This window comes from Limnobacter sp. UBA7229 (assembly GCF_002473065.1).
In the GTDB taxonomy this organism is placed as follows: domain Bacteria; phylum Pseudomonadota; class Gammaproteobacteria; order Burkholderiales; family Burkholderiaceae_B; genus Limnobacter; species Limnobacter profundi.
Window position 1 is genome coordinate 205,715 of sequence record NZ_DKTN01000022.1, and the last position, 25,059, is coordinate 230,773.

21 protein-coding genes and 1 tRNA gene are annotated in these 25,059 nt (G+C 53.3%); 14 read left to right on the plus strand and 8 right to left on the minus strand.

The features are described 5' to 3' along the window. Positions 1–14: 14 nt before the first annotated feature. From thrS to B4C79_RS12775, 3 genes are all read right to left on the minus strand, one after another. Positions 15–1,922: a threonine--tRNA ligase gene (thrS, locus tag B4C79_RS12765; RefSeq protein WP_291742162.1), complete on the minus strand. Its 1,908-nt coding sequence runs from the start codon at positions 1,920–1,922 to the stop codon at positions 15–17. Between the two features lie 119 nt (positions 1,923–2,041). Next, entirely contained in the window at positions 2,042–2,170 is a 129-nt protein-coding gene (locus B4C79_RS12770; RefSeq protein WP_256367115.1) for a hypothetical protein, read from the minus strand. Positions 2,171–2,272: 102 nt separating this feature from the next. Next, a tRNA-Val gene (locus tag B4C79_RS12775) sits at positions 2,273–2,349 on the minus strand. Positions 2,350–2,473: 124 nt separating this feature from the next. Between B4C79_RS12775 and B4C79_RS12780 the strand changes: the two genes are divergently transcribed. The 12 genes from B4C79_RS12780 (at position 2,474) to B4C79_RS12835 (ending at position 14,246) form a co-directional block, all read left to right on the plus strand. Next, entirely contained in the window at positions 2,474–2,743 is a 270-nt protein-coding gene (locus B4C79_RS12780) for a hypothetical protein (RefSeq protein WP_291742159.1), read from the plus strand. A gap of 121 nt (positions 2,744–2,864) precedes the next feature. After that, positions 2,865–3,782: a UDP-2,3-diacylglucosamine diphosphatase gene (locus B4C79_RS12785; RefSeq protein ID WP_291742156.1), complete on the plus strand. Its 918-nt coding sequence runs from the start codon at positions 2,865–2,867 to the stop codon at positions 3,780–3,782. A 6-nt stretch (positions 3,783–3,788) separates the two neighbouring features. Then, a complete protein-coding gene (locus B4C79_RS12790; RefSeq protein ID WP_291742153.1) occupies positions 3,789–4,928 on the plus strand; it encodes a glycosyltransferase family 4 protein in 1,140 nt (379 codons plus the stop codon). A gap of 89 nt (positions 4,929–5,017) precedes the next feature. Beyond that, positions 5,018–5,803, plus strand: a complete 786-nt coding sequence (gene fabI, locus B4C79_RS12795; protein WP_105028873.1) for an enoyl-ACP reductase FabI — start codon at positions 5,018–5,020, stop codon at positions 5,801–5,803. Positions 5,804–5,846: 43 nt separating this feature from the next. Beyond that, positions 5,847–6,581 (plus strand): ABC transporter ATP-binding protein, encoded by a 735-nt coding sequence (locus B4C79_RS12800; protein ID WP_171098702.1) that lies wholly within the window; start codon positions 5,847–5,849, stop codon positions 6,579–6,581. A 3-nt stretch (positions 6,582–6,584) separates the two neighbouring features. Further along, positions 6,585–9,143 (plus strand): FtsX-like permease family protein, encoded by a 2,559-nt coding sequence (locus tag B4C79_RS12805; RefSeq protein ID WP_291739363.1) that lies wholly within the window; start codon positions 6,585–6,587, stop codon positions 9,141–9,143. Next, the gene (locus B4C79_RS12810; protein WP_291752114.1) at positions 9,140–10,249 is read left to right on the plus strand and encodes a lipocalin-like domain-containing protein; all 1,110 of its coding nucleotides are present in this window, start codon (positions 9,140–9,142) and stop codon (positions 10,247–10,249) included. Before B4C79_RS12805 ends, B4C79_RS12810 begins: the two co-directional genes overlap by 4 nt. 19 nt (positions 10,250–10,268) lie before the next feature. Continuing rightward, the gene (locus B4C79_RS12815; RefSeq protein WP_291739365.1) at positions 10,269–12,044 is read left to right on the plus strand and encodes an ABC transporter transmembrane domain-containing protein; all 1,776 of its coding nucleotides are present in this window, start codon (positions 10,269–10,271) and stop codon (positions 12,042–12,044) included. Positions 12,045–12,129: 85 nt separating this feature from the next. Further along, positions 12,130–12,924, plus strand: coding sequence for a thymidylate synthase (gene thyA / locus B4C79_RS12820; protein ID WP_171098694.1), 795 nt, complete (start codon positions 12,130–12,132; stop codon positions 12,922–12,924). 3 nt (positions 12,925–12,927) lie between these two features. Beyond that, on the plus strand, positions 12,928–13,494 hold the full coding sequence (locus tag B4C79_RS12825) for a dihydrofolate reductase (protein ID WP_171098692.1): 567 nt from the start codon (positions 12,928–12,930) through the stop codon (positions 13,492–13,494). A 57-nt stretch (positions 13,495–13,551) separates the two neighbouring features. Next, positions 13,552–13,824 (plus strand): oxidative damage protection protein, encoded by a 273-nt coding sequence (locus B4C79_RS12830; RefSeq protein WP_008249931.1) that lies wholly within the window; start codon positions 13,552–13,554, stop codon positions 13,822–13,824. 113 nt (positions 13,825–13,937) lie between these two features. Further along, a complete protein-coding gene (locus B4C79_RS12835) occupies positions 13,938–14,246 on the plus strand; it encodes a hypothetical protein (RefSeq protein ID WP_291739366.1) in 309 nt (102 codons plus the stop codon). 94 nt (positions 14,247–14,340) lie between these two features. Here B4C79_RS12835 and phoU read toward each other — a convergent pair whose 3' ends face one another. The 5 genes from phoU to aceE all read right to left on the minus strand — a co-directional run bounded on the left by phoU (position 14,341) and on the right by aceE (position 21,842). After that, positions 14,341–15,042 carry a phosphate signaling complex protein PhoU gene (gene phoU, locus B4C79_RS12840; RefSeq protein WP_105028868.1) on the minus strand — a complete coding sequence of 234 codons (702 nt, stop codon included), beginning with the start codon at positions 15,040–15,042 and terminating at the stop codon, positions 14,341–14,343. Positions 15,043–15,187: 145 nt separating this feature from the next. Then, the gene (rpiA, locus tag B4C79_RS12845) at positions 15,188–15,841 is read right to left on the minus strand and encodes a ribose-5-phosphate isomerase RpiA (RefSeq protein ID WP_105028867.1); all 654 of its coding nucleotides are present in this window, start codon (positions 15,839–15,841) and stop codon (positions 15,188–15,190) included. Between the two features lie 137 nt (positions 15,842–15,978). Beyond that, positions 15,979–17,766 (minus strand): dihydrolipoyl dehydrogenase, encoded by a 1,788-nt coding sequence (gene lpdA, locus B4C79_RS12850; RefSeq protein WP_291752127.1) that lies wholly within the window; start codon positions 17,764–17,766, stop codon positions 15,979–15,981. A gap of 12 nt (positions 17,767–17,778) precedes the next feature. After that, positions 17,779–19,122, minus strand: coding sequence for a dihydrolipoyllysine-residue acetyltransferase (gene aceF, locus B4C79_RS12855; protein ID WP_291743003.1), 1,344 nt, complete (start codon positions 19,120–19,122; stop codon positions 17,779–17,781). Between the two features lie 14 nt (positions 19,123–19,136). Next, on the minus strand, positions 19,137–21,842 hold the full coding sequence (aceE, locus tag B4C79_RS12860; protein ID WP_171098684.1) for a pyruvate dehydrogenase (acetyl-transferring), homodimeric type: 2,706 nt from the start codon (positions 21,840–21,842) through the stop codon (positions 19,137–19,139). Positions 21,843–22,072: 230 nt separating this feature from the next. Here aceE and B4C79_RS12865 point away from each other — a divergent pair, with 230 nt between their 5' ends. Continuing rightward, positions 22,073–24,406, plus strand: a complete 2,334-nt coding sequence (locus B4C79_RS12865) for a PAS domain-containing sensor histidine kinase (protein WP_105028863.1) — start codon at positions 22,073–22,075, stop codon at positions 24,404–24,406. Between the two features lie 5 nt (positions 24,407–24,411). Beyond that, the gene (locus B4C79_RS12870; protein WP_168426952.1) at positions 24,412–25,059 is read left to right on the plus strand and encodes a response regulator transcription factor; all 648 of its coding nucleotides are present in this window, start codon (positions 24,412–24,414) and stop codon (positions 25,057–25,059) included.

Sequence of the window (25,059 nt, forward strand, 5' to 3'; positions counted from 1 at the left end):
CTGGTTAAATAAAATCAGGCCCTGCTGTTGATTTCACCCAGCAGGCGCTGAATAAAGTCATCAACAGGCAAGGAGCCCAGGTTTTCGTTGCCGCGCAAGCGCACGGCAACTTGGTTTGCATCACGTTCCGCATCGCCGATTACGGCGATATACGGGGTTTTCTGCATTGTATGCTCACGGATTTTACGATTGATCTTTTCATTACGCAAATCCGCCTCAACCCTAATGCCTTGTTTTTTCAACATTTGCACCACATTGTGGGCGTATTCATTGTGCGCCTCGGTGATGGTGGCCACCACCACTTGCACGGGCGACAGCCACAAGGGCATGGCACCTGCATGGTTTTCAATCAAAATGCCGATGAATCGTTCCATAGAGCCCACAATGGCGCGGTGAAGCATTACAGGTACGCGGCGGCTGTTGTCTTCGGCCACATATTCAGCGCCCAAGCGACCAGGCAACTGGAAGTCCACCTGAATGGTGCCGCACTGCCATGAACGACCAATCGAGTCTTTCATGTGGTATTCAATTTTGGGGCCATAAAATGCGCCCTCGCCCGGCAACTCGGTCCACTGCACACCGCAAGCCTTCAAAGCCGCGCGCAAGGAGTCTTCTGCTTTGTCCCAGGTTTCATCGGTACCCAAACGGGCTTCAGGGCGCAAGGCCAGCTTCACATTGATTTCATTGAAACCAAAGTCTGCGTATACCTGCATGGCCACTTGGTTGAACTTGGTGACCTCTTCCTGCACCTGGTCTTCGGTACAGAAAATATGGCCGTCGTCTTGGGTGAATCCACGCACACGCATGATGCCGTGCAAGGCACCCGAGCTTTCATTTCGGTGGCACGCACCAAACTCGCCATAGCGCATGGGCAAGTCGCGGTATGAACGCAAATCGCTCTTGAATACCTCGATGTGACCCGGACAGTTCATCGGCTTTAGGGCGTAGTCGCGCTTTTCCGATTCAGTGGTGAACATGTTTTCTTTGTAGTTCTCCCAGTGGCCAGACTTCTCCCACAACTTGCGGTCCAAAATTTGAGGGCAACGAATTTCCTGGTAACCACCATCTACGTACACCTTGCGCATGTACTGCTCAACCTGCTGCCACAAAGCCCAACCCTTGGGGTGCCAAAACACCAGGCCGGGGGCTTCATCTTGCATGTGGAACAAGTCCAGCTGTTTGCCCAGTTTGCGATGGTCGCGCTTTTCAGCTTCTTCAAGGCGGTGCAGGTAGGCGGCCAGGTCCTCTTTTTTGGTCCAGGCTGTGCCATAAATACGCTGCAACATTTCATTGTTGGAGTTGCCGCGCCAATAGGCACCAGCCACTTTCATCAACTTGAAGTGTTTCAGTTTGCCGGTATTGGGCACGTGTGGACCACGGCACAGGTCAATGAACTTGCCTTCGCGGTACAGCGAAATATTTTCATTGCTTGGAATGCTGGCAATAATTTCGGCCTTGTAGTGTTCGCCCTGGTCTTTGAAAAACTGCACGGCATCATCGCGCACCCATTCTTCGCGAGTAACTACTTCATCGAGCCTGGCCAACTCGGTCATTTTTTTCTCGATCGCTTCCAGATCTTCAGGGGTGAAGGGGCGCTCGTAGGAAAAGTCGTAGTAAAACCCGTCTTCGATCACAGGGCCAATGGTGACCTGCGCAGAGGGGAACAATTCCTTCACGGCATAGGCAAGTAAGTGGGCTGTGGAATGGCGGATCATGTCCAGCCCTTCGTCGTCTTTTTCAGTGACGATAGACAGGGTGGCGTCGTTTTCAATGGTGTAAGAGGTGTCAACCAGCGTGCCGTTCACTGTGCCGGCCAAGGCGGCTTTCGCCAAACCAGGGCCAATGCTGGCCGCCACTTGGGCGACTGTCACAGGGTGATCGAAAACACGTTCGGATCCGTCAGGCAGGCGGATTACTGGCATAGGTACTTCCCTTACGATTGAATGGGCTTAAATAAAATTCTTTGCAACCCTCTATTTTAGCCTTTTGAATGATGCCTGTTCACTAAAAAGCTGTTGATTGCTGACAAAAGCTTGTTCAATCAAACAATTTTGGGTTTGTGAATGCCTTCCTTGATGTCTTTCTTCACTTTCTTGGCTGCCTTCTTTTCCTTCGGCGTGCTCAAAGCCTTCTTTTTGTCCATTTTGTTGCTTTTCTGTTCATGACCCATGGTCGACACTCCTGAAGGTTTCAGGTCGCGAACGCGAACCCTGATACGACCATTGTGCAACGGAAAAAAAATCTTGGTGAATTAGTTTTGAAAGGGGAGTGTTGGTAGGACCGACTGGAATCGAACCAGCGACCTCTGCCATGTCAAGGCAGCGCTCTAACCAGCTGAGCTACGGTCCTAAAGAAGAGTGCGAAATATACACCAGTGCGCCTGCGGGGGCAAGTCCAAACACGCTTGACAAGACTTCTGACAAGAACTATTGTCATATTCAATTTTGCATGCTCTCACCCACAAGGAAAACAAATGGCCATTAAAGTAAACCCCCAATCGTTTGAATCCATGCGCAAAGTCATGAACGGCTTCTGGATTGTGGTTCCAGCCTATTTGTTGATCAGCCTTGTGATGCCTTTCCTGTTGGTTCTGGCCGCGTTGTTGCTGGTAGCACACACGCTGGAACTGCCGATTGCCTTCTTGCGATTGCGCGGCAAAAACCTGCCAACCATGGAGGTGGTGTCAAAAACCTTGCTGTATGGCTTCACTTGGTGGCTGCCAAAAAGCCTGGAATCGAAATAAAACAAGTCATAAAACTTCCGGGGCATCGATTTTTCTGTCAAAAAAGAGTCATATAACTGTCACAAGGTAGTCAAATCGAGCGCGTTTAATGGGTGCCATGACAAGAACATGGACATTAAAAATGCGCTCGAACCAGTTGAATTTCAAGCAGCAACTTGCCGAACAACTGTTTGCGAAAGCGACCACCGAACCACTCGTTGAGCCAACTGCTCAGCAGCATGTTTCTGAAGTTGATCCTGCCGCTGATGAGCAGGGGTCTAACAAATACCGCACCATCTGGATTTCAGACATTCACCTGGGTACGCCCGGTTGCCAGGCAGACGCCCTGCTCCACTTCCTGAAACACAATGAAAGCGACACGCTTTACCTGGTGGGCGACATTATCGATGGCTGGCAGCTGCGCAAAAGCTGGTTTTGGCCGCAAAGCCACAACGATGTCATTCAAAAGGTGTTGCGCAAGGCGCGCAAGGGCACACAGGTGGTGTTTATTCCCGGCAACCACGACGAGGCCGCGCGCCAGTTTGCTGGCATGACCTTCGGCGACATTCCGATTATGGAAAACGCAGTGCACGTGACCGCAGACGGCAAACGCCTGTGGGTGGTGCACGGTGATGAGTTTGACCAGGTGGTGCGCTATGCCAAATGGCTGGCCTACCTGGGCGACACGCTGTACAACTTTGCGCTGACTTTGAACCGGGTGTTGAACAATATTCGAATCAAGCTGGGCTACCCGTATTGGTCACTGTCGCAGTTTTTGAAACAGCAAGTCAAAAACGCCGTGAACTTCATTCTTGAGTTTGAACACGCGCTAATTCACGAGGCCAAACACCGTGGCTACGACGGTGTGGTGTGTGGCCACATTCACAAAGCCGAGATTAAAGAAGTGGACGGCTTGCTTTACTGCAACGACGGCGATTGGGTTGAAAGCCTGACCGCGCTGGTTGAGCATCCCTGCGGAAAACTGGACATTGTTCACTGGCCACACCGTGACCTGCCGGTTCGCAAACAAAAAGCGCTTGCGCACACGGTAGCGGAGTAAACCACCATGCGAATTCTGATTGCAACCGACGCCTGGGCACCGCAAGTCAACGGTGTAGTGCAAACGCTTAGCCAGGTGGTGGCACAACTGACCGCGCAGGGCCACGAGGTACGGGTGATTCATCCGGGCTTGTTTAAAACCATTCCCTGCCCAACCTACCCTGAAATTCGACTGGCCTTGTGGCCTTTCACGCGGCTGCGCAACGAGCTGGACCGATTCAAACCCCAGGCTGTGCATATTGTGACCGAAGGGCCAATTGGCTTGGCCATGCGGCTGCTGGCGCATGGTCGCAAATTGCCATTTACAACGGCCTACCACACCCAGTTTCCCGAGTATGTCAAAGCAAGGTCGGGCATTCCGATTCGCTTTACTGCCGCGCTGCTGCGCTGGTTTCACAAACCTTCCCGCGCTGTCATGGTGCCCACTTTGTCGGTCATCAAAACATTGCAAGGCCGTGGCTTGAACAATTGCGTATTGTGGCAACGGGGTGTTGACTTGAAACGCTTCAATCCGGAACAATCGGCAGCCAGCAAGCACATGAGTTACAGCCCCCGCGACCTGCCTACCGACGATGCCCAACAGGTTGAGCTGCTGCACCGCTTGAATGCCTGTAGCATTGAGAAACCGGTGTTTCTGTACGCAGGCCGTGTGGCTGTGGAAAAGAATCTGGACGCATTTTTGAGCCTTGAACTGCCGGGCGAAAAATGGATTGCTGGCGACGGCCCGGCACGCAAGGCGCTCGAGAAACAATACCCAGAGGCCAAATGGTTCGGCATGCTGAATCACGCGGCGCTTTCAGAGTTATACAAACGTGCCGATGTGTTTGTGTTTCCCAGCATGACTGACACCTTCGGGCTGGTGCTGCTTGAAGCCATGGCCAGCGGCTGCCCCGTGGCAGCGTTCCCTGTGAACGGGCCGCTGGACGTGGTTGGCAATTCCGGTGCAGGCGTGCTGGACTGGAACTTGAAAACCGCTGCCATGGCCGCATTGAAAATTGAACGCGATGTACCGTTGAAGCACGCCAGCACTTTTACCTGGGAAAATTGTGCCGAACAGTTTCAGGGCTACCTGGCCCCGATCGGGTTGACGAGCACTGCGCCCAAGAAGCTGTCGGCCAACCCCAAGCCTTTGTCTAACCGCCCCTGAAGTCGATTGCCCTGTGAATTGCCTATAATAGGCCCTAAATGATAGGCACTAAGTGAAAACTCACAACTCATTCTCAGGAGCAATACAAATTGGGATTCCTAGCCGGTAAAAAAATTCTTATCACAGGCCTTTTGTCAAACCGTTCAATCGCTTACGGTATCGCCAAGGCCTGCCACGCGCAGGGCGCTGAACTGGCCTTCACTTACCAAACCGAGCGTTTCATTGACCGTGTTACAGACATGGCCGCCGAGTTCAACTCCAAGCTGGTGTTTCCGCTGGATGTGGCCGAGGACACCCAAATTGAGAACCTGTTCACTGAACTGGCCAAGCACTGGGATGGTTTGGACGGTTTGGTGCACGCCATTGGCTTTGCCCCGCGCGAGGCCATTGCAGGTGACTTTCTGGAAGGTATTTCGCGCGAAGCATTCCGCATTGCGCACGACATTTCAGCCTACAGTTTCCCGGCACTGGCCAAAGCGGCCTATCCCATGATGCAAGGCCGCGAAGGCGCTTTGCTCACACTCAGCTATCTGGGCTCTGTTCGCATGGTGCCCAACTACAACACCATGGGCTTGGCCAAGGCATCGCTGGAAGCATCGGTTCGCTACCTGGCTGAATCACTGGGTCCAAAGGGTATCCGCGTGAACGGTATTTCAGCTGGTCCAATCAAGACCCTGGCTGCGGCAGGCATTAAAGGTTTCAGCAAAATTTTGCACGCCGTTGAGGAAGCTGCACCCCTGCGCCGAAACGTGACCATTGACGATGTTGGCAATACGGCCGCATTCATGCTTTCCGATTTGGCGCGTGGCATTACTGCCGAAATTACCTATGTGGATGCAGGCTACAGCACAGTGGTAGGCGGCATGGCAGAATAAGGAATCGATTCCTTAAACGTTTCACCACAAGGCGGTAATTCGGGTGAACCAACAGCAAACAAGTTCAACAACCCTCGCAGTGGCGGGGGTTTCAAAAACCCTCGGTGGCGTTAAGCTGTTCACCGACGTCAGTCTTCAATTGCAACAGGGGCAGTCTCTTGCCGTGATCGGTGAATCGGGGTCAGGTAAATCCACCCTGCTTCATTTAATGGCCGGGCTGGACAAGCCCGACACTGGCGAGGTGTATTGGGCTGGCACTGCAATTCACACCTTGAACACCAATCAAATTGCAGCCAGGCGGCTTCGGCATGTTGGCTTGGTGTTTCAAGCCTACTATCTGATGCCACACTTAAACGCGCAACAAAACGTTGAATTGCCGTTTCTACTGGCAGGCGAAAAACCCAACCACTCAAGGTGCATTCAACTGCTGGATCAAGTGGGTATTAGTCACAAATCCAGAAGCTACCCGCGCGAATTGTCGGGTGGAGAACAACAGCGCGTGGCAATTGCACGCGCCTTGGCCTTAAACCCGCCATTGATTCTTGCAGATGAGCCGACTGGTAACCTGGACGAAGACAATGCCGAGCGGGTGCTGCAAGTGTTGCTTGACGCATGTTCAGCGCAGGGTTGCGCCTTGGTCATGGTGACCCATTCTGTAAAAGCCGCCAGTCATTTGAATCATCGCCTGAATTTGGCCGACCACCATTTGGCCGAGCACCCTACGGCTGAATTAAACCCGGTTGAAAATTTGGCTGCCCATGCAGCCAACAAGGCCTGAACCATGGCATTGCCACCAAGCTTGGCTTTAAAGCTGCAACTGTTTGCTGGCGCCTTGCGTGATCAACCGGTGAAGTGGCTGATCGCTACCATTTCAATTGCAGTGGGTGTGGGGCTGGGGTTTGCCGTGCATCTTATTCACAAGCAGGCGCTTGATCAGTTCAACAACGGCGTGCGGCAATTCTCGGGACAAGCTGATTTGCAGTTGTTGCCGCACAGTTCTCTGCTGCCTGAAACAATTCTTGAACAACTTGCCGCCTTGCCCGAGGTGGCAGTGGCATCGCCAGTCATCGATATCGTCGTACCCATGCAGGGTTTTGACAAACCGGTGCGCTGGCTAGGGTTGGATGTGTTCACAGCTGCGGCGGTCACGCCCAACTTGATTGGGCAAAGCAGTGATGAAACAAACGACACCGCACAACAAGGCGAGATCCCTTTGCTGAGCTCCACTTATGTTTTTGTAAGCCCGGCTCTGAAAGAACAACTACCCGGTGAACAAAACACACTGACCACACTTCACAACAACTCAAGCCTGGAATGGCAGGCTGCGGGCACGGTACCCGCAGCCGGTAGCGGGCAGCTGCTTGCCGTGGCAGATATCGCAGCGGTGCAATGGCGCTTGGGCACGCTGGGGCAGATTTCCCGGATCGATTTAAAACTTCAGGAGGGCGTGACCCCGGCCAGTTTTCAACGGCAATATGGCGATGAGTTTTCAGAGTTGGGCCGCCTTGAGACGCCCAGTGAACAAGGCACACGAGGAGCCAGTGTCTCGCAAGCCTATCGCGCCAACCTGTCGATTCTGGCCATGGTTGCATTGCTCACGGGTGGCTTTTTAACCTTCTCTACGCAAATGCTGGCAGTGGCACAACGCTCACGCCAGTGGGCACTGCTGGCTGCCCTGGGCGCTCGGGCCAGCGCACTGCGCATGCAGGTGTTGTTTGAATCGATGTGTTGTGGCCTTGTGGGTGGCGTGCTGGGCGTGGCCTTGGGCTGGGGTTTGTCCCTGGCCGTGGTTCGTTATTTGGGTGTTGACTTGGGTGCTGGTTACTTTCAAACCACGCAAAGCACAGTGGCTTTGCCCCCTTTGGATACCTTGCTTTTTGCCGGTTTTGGTGTAGTGGCCACCTTGCTGGGCGGTTTGTCGCCTGCCTTGCAAACTGGTCAAATGGCTTTGCACCAACGCCTGCGTGCAGGCACCGAAGAGGCGGGCCTGCAGTTTGCCAACAAAGCGCACTGGGTTGGCTTGCTGCTTTGCGGGGTAGCCGCTGCCTGCTTGTTTATTCCCCCTTACGGAAATATTCCGGTGGGTGGTTACCTGGCAGTGGCTTTTGGTTTGTTCGGAGGCATCGCAATGATTGGCTTGGTGGTGCGCGGCTTTATACGCCCGCCGGCGCAGCTGGCCCAAATGGCAGATCTCGCAAAATCGCGCTTGGCCAGCACTCCGAATTTACTGGCTGTGGGATTGTCGGGCGTGGTTGCGAGTTTTGCTTTGGTGGTGGCCATGCATGTGATGATCTACAGCTTTCGCCATTCGCTGGACAACTGGCTTACGCAAGTATTGCCCGCCCCCTTGTATATAAAACTGAGCAGCTCGAGCATCCCGGTGTTTCCCGATGCCTTTCAGCAAAAAGTGGCTGAACTGCCGGGCGTGGAACTGGTTGAATTTTGGGGACAACAATCGATTGTGCTCAATCCCAAAAGACCCGCCGTTGAACTGATTGCCCGGCCCATTTCAGTTCAGGCTGCTGCACAGCGCCTACCCATGACCGGCAATACAATCGACGAGCCCAAAGCAGGCACATTGCCCGTGTGGGTCAGTGAACCCATGACCGATTTGTATGGCCTGCAAGCCGGTAGCACACTTGAACTGCAACTGGACCAAGGCGTGCTTGTACCCACCACAGTGATGGGCGTGTGGCGGGACTACACCCGCCAACACGGCGCAATTGTGCTGCCCAAGGCAGAACTGCTCAAGCAATTTAATGTGCAATTCAAAGACACACAAGGTGCTGTTTGGCCACAAGAGAATGTAACTGTAAAAGAGATGGTGGCACGCATTGAACAGGCTGCCAGCAGCACAGCGGTTGCGCAAAAAATTGACTTTGCAGAGCCGGGTGAAATTCGACAATTAAGCCTGGATATTTTCGATCGCAGCTTTGCCGTCACCTACCTGCTGGAAATTGCGGCCGTAGTGATCGGCCTGTTTGGCGTGGGCACTACGTTTTCGGCCATGGCCCTGCAACGCAAGCGCGAATTCGCCTTGCTGGGCGCCATGGGGGCCAGCCCAAACTGGATCTTGAAACTGATTGCACGTGAAGCCCTGATTGCATCGGCCCTGGCTGCTTTGGTGGGTTTGATGATTGGTTTGGCATTTGCTGCCATTTTAATTTTTGTGGTGAACCCGCAATCTTTTCACTGGACCATGGAATGGTTCACACCGTGGCACGACCTGGGCGCCATGGTGTTGGTGCTGATTGCCATGAGCAGCGCCACCGTGACGCTGGCCCTTCGCAACAAACTGGGTACTCGATTGGTCGAGCAATTGAAAGAGGACTGGGCATGAAGCGGCGGGATTTGTTGAAAGCCGGGCTGGGCATGCCACTATTCGCACATATGGGCTTTGCGCTGGCCGAACGAGGCTTGCAGCGGGTGTATGCCCAACCCAATGCAAGCATACCGCCCACCCTGCCCCGTGACCATGGCGCACATCCAGCGTTCCGAACCGAATGGTGGTACTTCACAGGCTGGTTTGAAAGCCCGGAATTGGGCGAACCTTTGGGTGTGCAAATTACATTTTTTCGGTCTGCGCCCAATGTGCATGTGCTGAACCCCAGCGCCTTTTCACCCAAACAATTGTTGTTCGCCCACGCTGCTGTGGCCATGCCTTCGGCAGGCAAGTTGAAGCACGATCAAATTATTCGCCGTGCGGGCAGCGGCGGCGCCTTGATTCAAAGCACAAAGCAACAGGTCTTGAACATCCAAATGCCAGGCTGGCAATTACAAACTGCGCAAGGCGAGCATTGGCAATGCAAAATTAACACCCCGCAATTGACAATCGACTTGCGCATGGAACCAACACAAACACCGTGGATGCAAGGCCAGGGTGGCTACTCGCAAAAAGGACCCAAAGCGGAGCAATCGAGTTATTACATCACCCTGCCCCACATGCGCAGCAGCGGCACAGTTCGCGTGGAGAACAAAACATTGCCAGTGCAAGGCACCTTCTGGATGGACCATGAATGGTCAAGCACCGTGCTGGCCCCGAACGCTCAAGGTTGGGACTGGGTGGGTTTGCATGGCAGCCAAGGCGAAGCCTTGATGGCATTCCAAATTCGCGATCGCGACACCACCAAACCGCCTGTGTGGACCCATGCAGCCCTTCGACTGGCGGACGGCACTGTGCGCAATTTCAAACAGGTTCAATTCGAGGTGTTGAAACGCTGGAAGTCAAGCCGAACCGGCATTGAATACCCGGTGTCCCAGACGCTTAAGCTGGACGATCAACGCTTTGAACTTCACCCCTTGTTTGATGATCAGGAACTGGACGCGCGCGCCAGCACTGGCACCCTGTATTGGGAAGGCGCCATACACGTGAAAAGCGCCAATGCTTCACCCTGGGGGCGCGGCTACCTTGAAATGACAGGGTATGATCGCCCCATGCAACTTTGAGCCACTTACCACTCACCGCATGAGCAACACCAACAAACTTCAAACGCTGGGGTCAACCCTGGCCTCCTTGGTCAGCCCCCACAAGGCCTGGGCGTTTGCTGCCCTGGGTGCCCTTCTGCTGGGCTCGGCCATGTCGTTGACCATGCCAGTCATGTTTCGCTGGCTGATCGACAGTGGTTTTCTGGCGGGTGAAAACCCCGAGGGTTTGAACAGTGCATTTGGATACCTGCTGGTGCTGGTGTTTGTGCTGGCCATGGCCAGTGCGGTGCGGTTTTACTTGGTAACCACACTGGGCGAACGAATTTCCGCCGATCTTCGCAACCGTGTCTACAGCCACTTGCTGGTGCAACGCCCCGAGTTTTTTGAAACCTTAAAGGTTGGTGAAGTTTTGTCTCGCTTGACCGCTGACACCACGCTGATTCAAACCCTGATTGGCAGCAGCCTGTCATTCTTTTTGCGCAACAGCCTGACCACACTGGGCGGCTTGGTGATGCTGCTGCTCACAAGCCCCTTGCTTTCAGGTGCTGTGCTGTTGTTGGTTGTTGTGGTGATGGTGCCGGTGGTGATATTGGCACGCAGGGTTCGCAAATTGTCGCGGGCCAGCCAAGACAAACTGGCCGACAGCAGCGCGATTGCACAAGAGGTTTTGAACCAGATTACCACCGTACAAGCCTTCAATCAGGAGCACACCGAGGCTTCAAAATTCACCACCTCCAGTGAGCAAACTTACCAAACCGCGCGCAGGCGCACCGTGAACCGTTCCGCTTTGTTGTTTGTTGCGATCGGCCTTGCGTTCGCAGGCTTGGTGGTGGTGTTGTGGATGGGCGCAAAGGCAGTGGCCAGCGGCGAAATGAGCGCGGGTGAACTGGCCCAGTTTGTGATGTACGCGGCCTTTGTGGGCGCCGGTTTCGCTGCGTTATCGGAGGTACTCGGTGAATTTCAGCGTGCAGCAGGTGCGGCCGAGCGCCTGGTTGAGTTGCTCAATCTCGACACGACCATTCACAAACATGGCCTTCCCCCACCCGCGAAACAGGGTGGCTTTTTGATCGAATTCAGTCATGTTGATTTTGCCTATCCTTCAGCGCCGGAAAAATTCATTCTTCAAGATTTCAACTTGAGTATTCAGCGCGGCGAAACGCTTGCCGTGGTTGGCCCCTCGGGTGCAGGAAAATCGACGCTTTTCAGCCTGCTGCTGCGCTGGTACGACGTAAACCAGGGGCAGATTTTAATTGAAGGCAAGGCACTGGAAAGCCTGCACCTGGAGCAATGGCGAGCCAATTGCGCCTATGTGGCTCAAGAAGCGGTTATTTTCTCAGGCAGCCTGCAAGACAACGTGAGGTACAGCAGACCCAACGCCACCGCCGAGGAAGTTGACAAGGCACTGGCCGACGCAGCGGCCACCAATTTTGTGCACCGAATGCCCGAGGGTTTGAATACCAATGTGGGCGAAAAAGGGGTGCGCCTGAGTGGCGGGGAACGCCAACGGGTGTCTATTGCGCGCGCCGTGCTGCGAGACGCTGGCTTGCTTTTGCTGGATGAAGCCACCGCCAGCCTGGATGCAGAAAGCGAGCAACTGGTGCAGCAAGCAATCGAGAAAAGCCGACACGGTCGAACTACCCTGATTATTGCCCACCGCCTGGCTACCGTCATGGCTGCTGACCGAATTGTGGTGATGAATGAAGGCAAAATTGTGGAGATGGGTACCCACAAGGATTTGATGGCGCGGCAAGGTTTGTATGCCAAGTTGGCATCGCTTCAGTTCATCAATGAGCATGCACAGAAAGTGATGGCTTGAATTTTCCGGGTTCGCAACGTTTGGGCTTTCCAACAAGGTAAACTTAGCAGACTAACGACCCCCCGGAATTTGCAGCGAAATCAACATGCAACAGTACCTTGACTTGATGCAGCACGTGCTGGACCACGGCACCGACAAAATGGACCGCACCGGCACGGGCACTCGTTCCGTGTTTGGTTACCAAATGCGCTTTAATCTGCAAGACGGTTTCCCCATGGTGACCACGAAGAAGCTGCACACCCGTTCCATCATTCACGAGTTGTTGTGGTTTTTGATGGGCGACAGCAACATTCGTTACCTGAAGGAAAACGGCGTCAGCATTTGGGACGAGTGGGCCGATGAGAATGGCAACCTGGGCCCGGTGTATGGCGTGCAGTGGCGAAGCTGGCCCACGGCCGACGGCCGCCACATTGACCAAATTTCCCAGTTGATGCAGCAAATCAAGAATAACCCCGATTCTCGCCGCCACATTGTGAGCGCCTGGAACGTGGCTGAAATCAACAACATGAAGCTGCCACCCTGCCATGCGCTGTTTCAGTTTTATGTGGCAGACGGCAAACTGAGTTGCCAACTGTACCAGCGCAGTGCCGATATTTTCCTCGGTGTACCTTTCAACATTGCCAGCTATGCCCTGCTCACCCACATGGTTGCGCAACAATGCGACCTTGAGGTTGGTGACTTTGTGTGGACAGGTGGCGATTGCCATTTGTACAGCAACCACATGGAACAGGTGGCCGAGCAACTAAGCCGCAAGCCGCACCCGCTGCCTACACTGCAAATCAAACGCAAACCTGAAAGCATTTTCGATTACAAGTTCGAAGATTTCGAAATTCTGAATTACACTTGCCACCCGCACATCAAAGCGCCAGTGGCGGTATAAGGCATGAAAGTATCCATCGTGGCCGCAGTGGCCAAAAACGGCATTATTGGCATCAACAACAGCCTGCCTTGGCACTTGCCAGAAGACCTTGCTTTCTTTAAGCAGACCACTTTGGGCTGCCCGGTGCTGATGGGCCGAAAAACCTATGAATCCATCAACCGCCCACTGCCTGGGCGCCTGAATGTGGTGTTGTCGGGCAATGTACACTGGGCACCCGCACCTGCCAAAGACGGCACGCCACGCAGCGTGATTGCATACCCCGCAGCGCTACCCGAGGGCGGTGCCACTCAAATTGCAACAGCCACGAACTTGCCCAATGCACTGAATTGGCTTTCAAATTTTGAACAGGTATTTTTGATTGGTGGGAGTAATTTGTATCAGCAGGCCCTGAACCAAAACCTGGTTGATGAACTGATACTGACCGAGATACATCAAAGCTTTGAAGGCGATGCCAGCTTTCCCCAATGGGATCGCCAGCTGTTCAGGGAAGTTGAACGGATTACCAATACAGCCACCCCGGAACGCGCGTGGGGCTTTGATTTTGTAAAATACGCAAAAGTAGACAATTAATCCGCGAAGAATTAAACCCGAGAATTGATCCCGACAAGGGGTTAAAAGGAGTAAACAATGGCACGCACAGTGAACTGCATTAAATTGGGTAAAGAGGCAGAAGGCTTGGATTTTCCTCCCGCACCCGGTGAGTTGGGCAAGAAAATTTTTGAGAATGTGTCCAAACAAGCCTGGCAAGACTGGTTGAAACACCAGACCATGTTGGTGAACGAAAACCGCCTGAGCCTGGCGGATGCTCGCGCCCGCAAGTACCTGATGGAACAAATGGAAAAGCACTTCTTTGGTGATGGTGCCGAACAAGCTGCCGGTTATGTGCCGCCCAGCAACTAAGCGGCAACCAGTCAAACACCCCACTCACAGCACATCAAAAAGCCCCTGAACACAGGGGCTTTTTTTCTTGCGCCAGCCGTTGCATACTGAAACCGTCAACCGGAGTTTTCAGCATGACCAGCTTCCAAGACAGCGTGCTGTTTCGCTACTTTTTCTTTCACTGGCTGTTTCGCGATGCCAGCGTGAAAGAGTTGTATCAACGATCTGCGGCAATCGCTCACAACAAAGCCAACCGACACCACTTGCTGGCTTATTTACGCCGCTGGATCGCATTAACCCTGCTGATGTACTTCGCCGGGATCATGCTGGAGCAATTCAATACCATGGCGTGTGTTTTTTTCTACACGATCGCAGCCTTGTGCACCTGCACCATTGCAAAAATTACAGTAGCGTGGATTTTCTTGGGAAAACATCAGCCTTAAGCAAAACGGCTGCCCAACAAAAAGCCCGCTACACATTTGGTGAAGCGGGCCACTTGCTTTCTCAAGTTCAAGCCGTTTGCCAATTAACTCTCAATTAATTGTCTGAAGCTTCCTGAGCCACAACTTCTGGTCCCTGATGGCGAACGTCACGGCCTTTTACCATATAAACCACGTGTTCAGACATGTTCTTGGAGTGATCACCAATGCGCTCAATTGCTTTGGCGATGAACAAAATTTCGATGGAGCGGGAAATGGTGCGTGGGTCTTCCATCATGAAGGTGATCAGCTGGCGCAAAATCGCCTTGAATTCATCATCCACCTCGATATCGGCCTTGACCACTTCTGCCGCAGAAACCGCGTTAACGCGTGCATAAGAATCCAAAACCTTGCGCAGCATGGCGATGGCGTTGCTGGCAATGCGATGCAAATCGACTTTGGGCACAAAATGCTTGCCCGCATCTGCGATCATCATGCCCATACGAGCCACTTTTTCAGCTTCGTCACCGATTCGCTCCAGGTCGCGAATCATTTTGATCGCCACAATTACCGAGCGCAGATCAACCGCAGCAGGCTGGCGACGGGCCAGGATGTGATTGCACAGTTCATCGATTTCAAGCTCGATGTCGTTGACTTCTTTCTCACGACGAATGACGTCCTTGAAAATTTGGGTATCGGCCGCGCCCAAACCTTCGATGGCTGACACGATCTGATTCTCCACCAGGCCGCCCATCTGTAGAACGCGAGTGCGCAGCGACTCCAGTTCGGCGTCGTACTGTTTGGAGGTGTGTTCAGTCATTTGTCTTCCTTACCCGGATAATTGTTGTAACAATGTAATGTGGCACATGCACATGACAAGAATTTGTCAAACCATGCCACATGTTCACTTTATTCTGCCATGTTCTGCACAATTATTCAGGTCTTAGTCCTGCCTGTAAGGAGGATTAAAGGGTTTTTATACCATCTGCTGTTGCGATTAACACTACATCAGCATTTCGAATCGCAAAAAGCCCATTTGTAACAACGCCTGGCCAATGGTTAATCTCTTTTTCCATGGCAACCGGGTCGGTAATTTTCAAACCAGCCACGTCCAGAATCACATTGCCGTTGTCCGTGACAAAACCCTCGCGCAGCTTCACCTGCCCACCCAGTGCGGTTAGCTTTCGTGCGATTGCATTGCGTGCCATGGGCAACACTTCAACCGGCAGAGGAAAAGCCCCCAACACTTGCACCAGTTTTGATTGGTCAGCAATACACACAAACTTGTCTGAAATATCAGCCACAATTTTTTCGCGGGTGTTGGCGCCACCACCACCTTTGATCAAACAATTGGCTGGGTCTACCTCATCGGCGCCATCCACGTAGACTGACAAGCTTTCCACATCGTTCATGTCAACAATTGGCACACCAATTTCACGCAGCTTTTTCTCAGACCGTACCGAAGAAGACACTGCGCCTTTGAGTTGAATACCTGACTCAGCCAAAGCATCAATAAAACAATCCACCGTTGAACCTGTACCCACGCCGAGCACGGTGCCCGGCTGGACATATTCAAGCGCGGCCTTGGCCACCATTTTCTTTAGGGTTAAAGCATCCATGAGGGGTTTGATATTCCTGAGAGGTATTGATTGAGGCTAGATCTAACCTGTATTTTAAAGGTAGAAGTGACTCACAAATGGAAAAAACCAACTGCAAGCAGTTGGTTTTTCCGGGCTTTACGGCAAAGTCGTAATAATTACTTCTTTTTCTGGGCGGGCAAATCGGTACACACGCCTTTGTAAACTTCAGCAGCCATGCCCACGCTTTCACACAAGGTGGGGTGTGGGTGAATGGTTTTACCAATGTCAACAGCGTCGGCACCCATTTCAACGGCAAGGCACACTTCACCGATCAAATCACCGGCATTCATGCCCACAATGCCGCCGCCCACTACACGCTTGGTTTCTTCATCAAACAACAGTTTGGTGAAGCCATCGTCGGCGTTGTTGGCGATTGCACGGCCAGAGGCCGCCCATGGGAATACTGCCTTGCCCACTTTAATGCCCTGGTCTTTGGCTTGGTCCTCAGTAAGACCAACCCAAGCCACCTCGGGGTGCGTGTAGGCCACACTTGGAATAACCCGTGCATCGAAAAACGCTTTTTCATCCGCAGCGGCCTCGGCAGCAACATGGGCTTCATGCACAGCCTTGTGCGCCAACATGGGTTGCCCCACCACATCGCCGATCGCGAAAATATTGGACACGTTGGTCCGCATTTGCTTGTCCACTGGAATGAAGCCGCGGTCGGTGACTGCAACACCCGCTTTCTCGGCGCCAATTTTCTTGCCATTGGGTGTGCGCCCGACAGACACCAGCACCATGTCATAAAGCTGGGGCTCTTTCGGGGCCTGTTCGCCTTCGAATGTCACCAGAATGCCCTTCTTCGTGGCTTCAACGCCCACGGTTTTGGTTTTTAGCATGATGTTGTCGAACCGCGGTGCATTGCGCTTTTGCCAAACTTTCACCAGGTCGCGATCTGCACCCTGCATCAGGCCATCCAGCATTTCAACCACATCGAGGCGAGCACCCAGCGCAGAATACACAGTGGCCATTTCAAGGCCAATAATGCCACCGCCAATAATTAGCATACGCTTGGGAATGAATGGCAACTCCAGTGCGCCGGTCGAATCTACAATGCGCGGATCTTGCGGGATGAAAGGCAAATGCACCGGCTGTGAACCTGCGGCAATAATTGCCTTGTTGAACTGAATAACCTGCTTGCTGCCATCGGCCAATGACACCTCAAGGTGATTGGCACTGAGAAAGCTGCCCACGCCCTGCACGGTTTTTACTTTGCGGCCCTTGGCCATGCCAGCCAAACCACCAGTCAGCTTGCCGACTACACCCGCTTTGTGTGCGCGCAATTGATCAAGATCAATTTTCGGCTTGGCAAAGGCAATGCCGTGTTCGCCCATGTGCTGCGCTTCTTCCAACACCTGTGCCGTGTGCAACAGTGCTTTGGAAGGGATACAGCCCACATTCAGACACACACCACCCAGGGTGCTGTAGCGTTCAACCAGAATGGTGTTCATGCCAAGGTCAGCGCTGCGAAATGCAGCTGAATAACCGCCGGGGCCCGCGCCCAACACCAGCACGTCGCAAGTGTGATCAACTTGGCCGCTGTAACTGCTGGCAGGGCCTGCCAAGGCGACGGGTGGAGCTGCCACGGGTGTTGATGTGGCCGACTTGCTTTCAGCAGCAGCGGCTGGTTTGGAGTCCGCTGCAACTGGTGCGGCGGGTGCGGCTGAAGATGCAGCACCACCGCTGATTTCACAAATCTCACTGCCTTTGGACACCTTGTCGCCCACCTTCACGAGCAGCTTGGTGACCACACCATCGTCAGAGGCCGGAATTTCCATGCTGGCCTTGTCAGACTCCACAGTGATCAAGGATTGCTCTTTGCTCACCTTGTCGCCAACTTTGACCAACACTTCAATAATTTCTACGGAATCAAAATCACCGATATCAGGAACGATCAGTTTCATGTGTTCATCCCCTTACAACAGCACTTTGCGCATGTCGGCCAACACGCCGGCAAGCTCGGTGGTAAATCGGGCCGCCATGGCACCGTCGATCACTCGATGGTCGTAGCTAAGGCTAAGTGGCAACATCAGGCGGGGCTCAAATTCCTTGCCGTTCCAGACCGGCTTCATGGCCGATTTGGACAAGCCCAAAATAGCCACCTCAGGTGCATTGATAATTGGCGTGAACATGGTTCCGCCCACACCGCCCAGCGACGACACTGTAAACGTGGCGCCTTGCATATCAGCGCCTTTCAACTTGCCGTCACGAGCCTGCGCTGACAATTCGCCAAGTTCATTGGCAATTTGTGCGAAGCCTTTCTGGTCTACACCCTTGATAACTGGCACCACCAAACCATTTGGCGTATCGGCAGCAAAACCAATGTTCCAGTACTTCTTCACAATCAATTTGTCGTCCGCTTCATTCAGCGAGGCGTTGAAGGCGGGGTACTTTTTCAGCACTGCCACACAAGCCTTCATCACGAAAGCCAACATGGTCAGCTTCACGCCTTGCTTGGCCAGCGCGGTATTGGTGTCTTTGCGGAATTGTTCAAGATCAGTAATGTCGGCTTCGTCGAACTGGGTCACATGCGGAATCATGACCCAGTTGCGGTGCAGGTTCGGACCAGACAATTTCTTGATGCGTGAAAGCTCCTGTTCTTCAACTTCACCAAATTTTGTGAAATCGACTTTGGGCCATGGCAACAAATCGAGGCCAACACCACTGCCGCCTTTGGATGCGCCAGCGGAAGCAGAACCCACACGGGCAACGGCCGCTTTCACGAAGTTGCGAACGTCATCAGGCGTAATACGGCCTTTCGGGCCTGTGCCCTGCACAGTGGTTAAATTCACACCCAATTCACGCGCGAATTTGCGAACCGACGGGCTTGCGTGCGGCGCGTTCACCGACGCAGCAGTTGGGTTGTGTGGTTCAGCGGGCACAGGCGCAGAGGCCGCAGCAGGTGCAGTCGTGGTTGCAACCTTTGTCTCCACAGCAGGGGCTGCTGCGGGTGCTGATTCGGCTTTCGGAGCTTCGACTTTGGGTGCTTCCTCTGCCTTGGGCGCCGCCGCAGCCGCACCCTCTCCAGCAGGTTCAAGAATCAGCATCAAGGTACCCTCTTTCACCTTGTCACCAATTTTTACTTTCATTTCTTTCACCACGCCGGCTTGGGGGCATGGAATTTCCATACTGGCTTTGTCAGATTCAACAGTGATGATGGATTGCTCCGCCGCCACGGTGTCGCCTGCCTTGACCAGCACTTCAATAATTTCCACCCCGTCAAAATCGCCGATGTCGGGTACTTTGATTTCGATTGTCATTTCGATCGTCCTTTTTATGCGTAGGCTGGGTTGGGCTTGTTGGGGTTGATGCCGTATTTCTTGATTGCTTCACCCACGGTGCTCAGTGGAATGTCGCCCTGATCGGCCAAGGCCTTCAGTGCAGCAACGGTTACGAAATGACGGTTTACCTCAAAATGCTCACGCAACTTGGAGCGGAAATCGGAACGACCAAAGCCATCAGTGCCCAGAACTTTGTACTCACGGCCCTTGGGCATGAATGGGCGAATTTGGTCAGCAAACAACTTCATGTAGTCGGTTGAAGCCACAATCGGTCCTTCAGTTTTGGCCAACATTTTTTCAACATAACTTTGCTTGGACTTCTGCTCGGGATGCAGCATGTTTTCACGTTCTACATCCAGACCTTCACGGCGCAGCTCAGTGAAGCTGGTGACTGACCAAACATCAGCAGCAACACCCCAGTCTTTTTCAAGCAATTCTGCCGCTTCCAGCGATTCACGCAAAATGGTGCCCGAGCCCAACAGTTGAACACGCTTCTTGCCAGCCTTCTTCAGGGCGGACTCGCGGCAAACATACATGCCTTTCAGAATGCCCTCTTCGGTGCCCTTTTTCAGGCCAGGCTGTGCGTAGTTCTCGTTCATCACGGTGAGGTAATAGAACACGTTTTCCTGGTCTTCAACCATGCGCTTCAAGCCGTGCTGAATGATCACAGCCAGCTCATGGGCAAAGGTGGGGTCATAGCTGACACAGTTTGGAATGGTCGAAGACAAAATGTGGCTGTGACCATCTTCGTGCTGCAAACCCTCGCCATTCAGTGTCGTGCGGCCGGCAGTGCCACCCAGCAAGAAACCACGCGCCTGCATATCGCCCGCAGCCCAGGCCAAATCGCCCACACGCTGGAAGCCAAACATGGAGTAGTAAATGTAGAAAGGAATCATCACGCGGTTGTTCGTGGAATACGATGTGGCCGCTGCAATCCAGGAACTGAATGCGCCTGCTTCGTTAATGCCCTCTTCCAGAATTTGGCCAGCCTTGTCTTCGCGGTAGTACATCACCTGGTCTTTGTCGACAGGCTCGTACAACTGGCCCTGTGAAGAATAAATACCCAACTGGCGGAACATGCCTTCCATACCAAATGTGCGGGCTTCATCAGGAACAATCGGCACAATGCGCTGGCCGATTTCCTTGTCGCGCACCAATGCGGTCAACACACGCACAAATGCTTGTGTGGTTGAAATTTCACGGCCTTCCTTGGTGGGTTCCAGCACAGCTTCGAATGCATCCAGGCCAGGTACTTTCAGCTTTTCATCAGCCTCCCGGCGGCGCTTGGGCAGGTAACCGCCCAAGGCTTGACGACGTTCATGCAGGTATTTGATTTCTGGCGCGTCGTCGGCGGGCTTGTAGAAAGGCACATCTTCAATAATGTCGTCGGACACAGGAATATTGAAACGATCGCGGAATTCCTTGATCGACTGAATATCCAGTTTCTTCTGCTGGTGGGTGGTGTTCTTGCCCTGACCCACTTTGCCCATACCAAAACCTTTTACGGTTTTCGCCAAGATTACGGTCGGCTGCCCCTCGTGTTTCATGGCGGCATCGTATGCGGCATGTACTTTGTGCGGGTCGTGGCCACCACGGTTCAAGCGCCAGATGTCTTCGTCAGTCATGCGGGCAACCATTTCCAGCAACTTGGGGTGCTTGCCAAAGAAGTTCTTGCGCACGTAAGCACCATCGTTGGCCTTGCAGTTCTGGTATTCACCATCGACCATTTCCAGCATCACTTTGCGCATCAGGCCGTCTTTGTCGCGGGCCAACAATTCGTCCCAGTAGCCGCCCCAGATCACCTTCAACACGTTCCAGCCTGAGCCGCGGAATTCACCCTCCAATTCCTGAATGATCTTGCCGTTGCCGCGTACCGGGCCATCCAGGCGCTGAAGGTTACAGTTCACCACGAACACCAGGTTGTCCAGCTTTTCACGCGCGGCCATGCCGATCGCACCCAGCGATTCGGGCTCGTCCATTTCACCGTCGCCACAGAACACCCAGACTTTGCGCTTGGACGTGTCGCAAATGCCGCGGGCATGCAGGTACTTCAGGAAACGGGCCTGATAAATACCCATCAAGGGGCCAAGGCCCATGGACACTGTCGGGAACTGCCAGAAATCGGGCATCAACTTGGGGTGCGGGTAACTGGAAAGGCCTTTGCCATCCACTTCCTGACGGAAGTTATTCAATTGGTCTTCAGTCAAACGCCCCTCAAGGAAAGCGCGTGCGTAAATACCGGGTGATACATGACCCTGAAGGTACAACAGGTCGCCACCGTGGTTTTCATCTTCAGCATGCCAGAAGTGGTTGAAACCCACACCCAGCATGGTGGCAAGAGACGCGAATGACGCAATGTGACCACCCAGGTCACCGCCATCGGGCGGGCTTTTCTTGTTGGCGCGCACCACCATGGCCATGGCATTCCAGCGCATCCAGGAGCGAAGACGTTCTTCGTATTCCATATTGCCCGGGCAGCGGGTTTCAAGGTGCACAGGGATGGTGTTCACATATTCGGTGTTGGCCGAAAACGGAATAAACGCGCCACTCAGGCGCGCTTTGGCAATCAGTTGTTCAAGCAAGTAATGCGCACGCTCGGGGCCTTCACGTTCAAGCACGGCCTCCAGGGCATCTAGCCATTCTTGGGTTTCTTGGAAATCGGGATCGTCCGATCCGGGGAAATTGAGTTGCGCTGACATTGCTTCCTCCTTGGGTCTCTGGGTTCTTTTGCAGAAGTACGAGCTTGTGGCTGTATTTCCTGTTGATATTAGAGTATCACACCTAATTCATAAAGTTTCAAATTATGATTTGAGTTTTCATATTGTGGAATATCTAAGGATTTTCCCGAATCCACCTGAATCCAGTCCACCCACTTGCCCGCTTGTTTTGTACACTTCAGTCATTATCAGGATTCGAGACCTATTCGACCGTGCGCCTCAGCGATCAACCCCGTACAAGCCCTTTGGTTTGGGCCACCCCGCTGGTGGGCATCATCCTGTTTTTGCTTGCCATGGGCGCCTTTTTCTACACTCTGCATTCCGAGGATCAGAATCAAACGCAACTGCGCGTCATTCGTGATGTGGAACTGGCCCGTCAAACCATTCGTACCCGTTTATTGGCCTCACAGGAACGACTGAACCAGATCGCTCGAGGGTTTGAGCAAAACAGCAGTGATGTTGAAGGTTTTCGTTTCTCCGCCCAGGCGCTGTTAAATGAGTTTCAAGAGGTCAGCAGCGTGCTGATCATTGACGAGGAAAGACGGGTGACCAACTTGGCATTGCCCAGTTTGCGCTCATCCGAAGTACTCCACCCCCTTTACCAAACCATTGAAGATGCCGAAAGTTATTGGGCATTCAACACCGCCAGGGAAACCAGATTGCCTGTGTTCTCAAGGCCATTTCTGGATCCTTCCGGCAAGGTGTTCATTGAAGTTCACAGCCCCATTTTCAGCCGGGGAGATTTCATTGGCACGGTGGCGGCGACCATTCCTTTGGGTGCGTTGCTGAACGATGCGGTACCTAACTCATTCGTGCAGCTTTATTTGGTCAGCATCGTAGACGGTGGCGGCAATCCAGTTGCCTCGAATGTGAGCAGGTCAATCGACAATGCAAAGTTGAGCCATGAGGTTCCGCTAGATCCGCCTGGCCATGGGCTGAAACTGCGAGCTGTGCTATACAAAACCAACACCGAGTTGTTTTCCAACATGTTGGCCTGGGCGGTGTTTGGGCTTTCACTGGTAATTGTATGGAGTTTTATCCTGCTGTTTCGGCATGCGAAACTTCGCAGCCAGGCTGAGAAACGATTGCTGGCGGAAACCAAGTTTCGACGGGCCATGGAAAACTCGGTGGTTACCGGCATGCGGGCCATCGACATGCAAGGCCGTATCACCTATGTGAACCCGGCCTTTTGCAGGATGACCGGCTACAAGGAATCGGAGCTGGTGGGCATGGCTCCTCCATTTCCATATTGGCCTGACAGGTCCTACGAAGAACAGCAGACCAACCTGGATTTGATTCTGTCAGGCAATGCGCCACAAAAAGGCATCGAGGTGCAAGTGCGCAGACGCGACGGCAGCGTGTTTGACGCACGCATGTATGTGTCGCCACTGGTTGACAGCGATGGGCAGCAAAGCGGCTGGATGACCTCGATGACCGACATCACCGAGCCACGCCGAATTCGTGACGAACTAGCTGCTGCCCACCGGCGCTTTGTTCGTATTCTTGAAGAACTTGATGCAGCTGTGTGCGTTCAGGGCCCGGAAGCCGGACCCGATGAATATATTTTCGTGAACAGGCTACACAGGGAGTGGTTTGGCAAGGCCACGCCGCCGCGCATGTCAAAAAACCGCCGCAACCGGGTCAATCTGTATGAGCCATTCGAGTGGCTTAATCCAGTGTCGCAGCGCTGGTACGAAGTTCGGCGACGATCCATTTCATGGGTAGATGGTGCAACCGTGGTAATGCAGGTGGCCACCGATATTTCCTCACGCAAGGAAGCGGAAGACATGTCGCGTCAGCAACAGGAAAAACTGCAATTTACGTCTCGTTTGATCACCCTTGGCGAACTGGCCTCTTCGCTGGCCCATGAAATCAACCAGCCGCTGGCCGCCATTTCAAATTACAACATGGGCAGCGTGACCCGGCTGAAAGCGGGCAAGGTCAGCCCCGAGGACCTGCTGCCGGTGCTTGAAAAGGTAAATGTACAGGCCCAGCGTGCTGGTGATGTGATTCGCCGAATTCGGGAATTCGTGAAACAACAGGAACCCAAACGCGGACCCTGCCCCATCGGTAAAATTATTGAGGATGCCATCAGCTTTTCCCGCCTGGAGGCCAAACACCAATCGGCCCGGATTGAGATGAACCTGCCCGATGCACTGATGTCGGTAGTGGCTGACCCGGTGCTGATCGAGCAAGTATTGATGAACCTGATCAAGAACGGCCTGGAGGCCATGGGCCATCTGCCACCGGAGCAAAAGTTAATCGAGATTCAGGTGGGTCAGTCGGCCCAGTTTGCCTTGGTTGAGGTTCGAGATCACGGCGTGGGGGTGCCCGAAGAAATTCGCCAACGGCTGTTTGAATCGTTTTTCACCACCAAATCCGATGGAATGGGCATGGGCTTGAACATCTGTCGTACTATTATTGAGTATCATCAAGGCCAATTGTGGGTAGAACCCGCGCAAGGTCAGGGCAGTGTTTTCAAGTTCACGCTGCCACTGGCCGAAGACTCGGTGCTTGCGCACATCAATCCACCTGTTATGGAATAAAGCCAATGCTCCACACTCAGCCACGCCCCACCGAAATGCAAGAAACCGTGTTCATCGTGGACGACGACGAGGCGGTACGCGACTCGCTCCAATGGCTTATCGAAACCGAGGGCTATCAGGTGAAAACCTATGCAGACCCCGAGTTGTTTCTTGAGCAATTGGTGTGGCCACAACCCTGTGTGTTGCTGCTGGACATTCGCATGCCCAAGCTTTCAGGCCTTGAAGTGCAAAAAACACTGAATGAACGCGGCATTCCCATCCCCATCGTTTTCATCACCGGCCATGGCGATGTAACACTGGCAGTGGAAACCATGAAAAACGGTGCGGTTGATTTTCTGGAAAAACCGTTTGATGAAGGCAAGATCAAAGACCTGATTCACCAGCACATGCGCTTGGCCCACGAGCTTGCCCAAACCGCCAAGCTTGATGAACAAATCAACAAACTTTACTCGAAACTGACCACACGTGAATTGCAAGTACTGGAGAGAATCGTATCGGGTCGCCTGAACAAGCAAATTGCAGACGACCTGAACATCAGCATTAAAACCGTGGAAGCGCACCGCGCCAACATCATGGACAAGCTGCAAGTGACCACCGTGGCTGATTTGCTGAAAATCGCCTTGCGCAAATCACCGGAACTGGCACAACCCTGA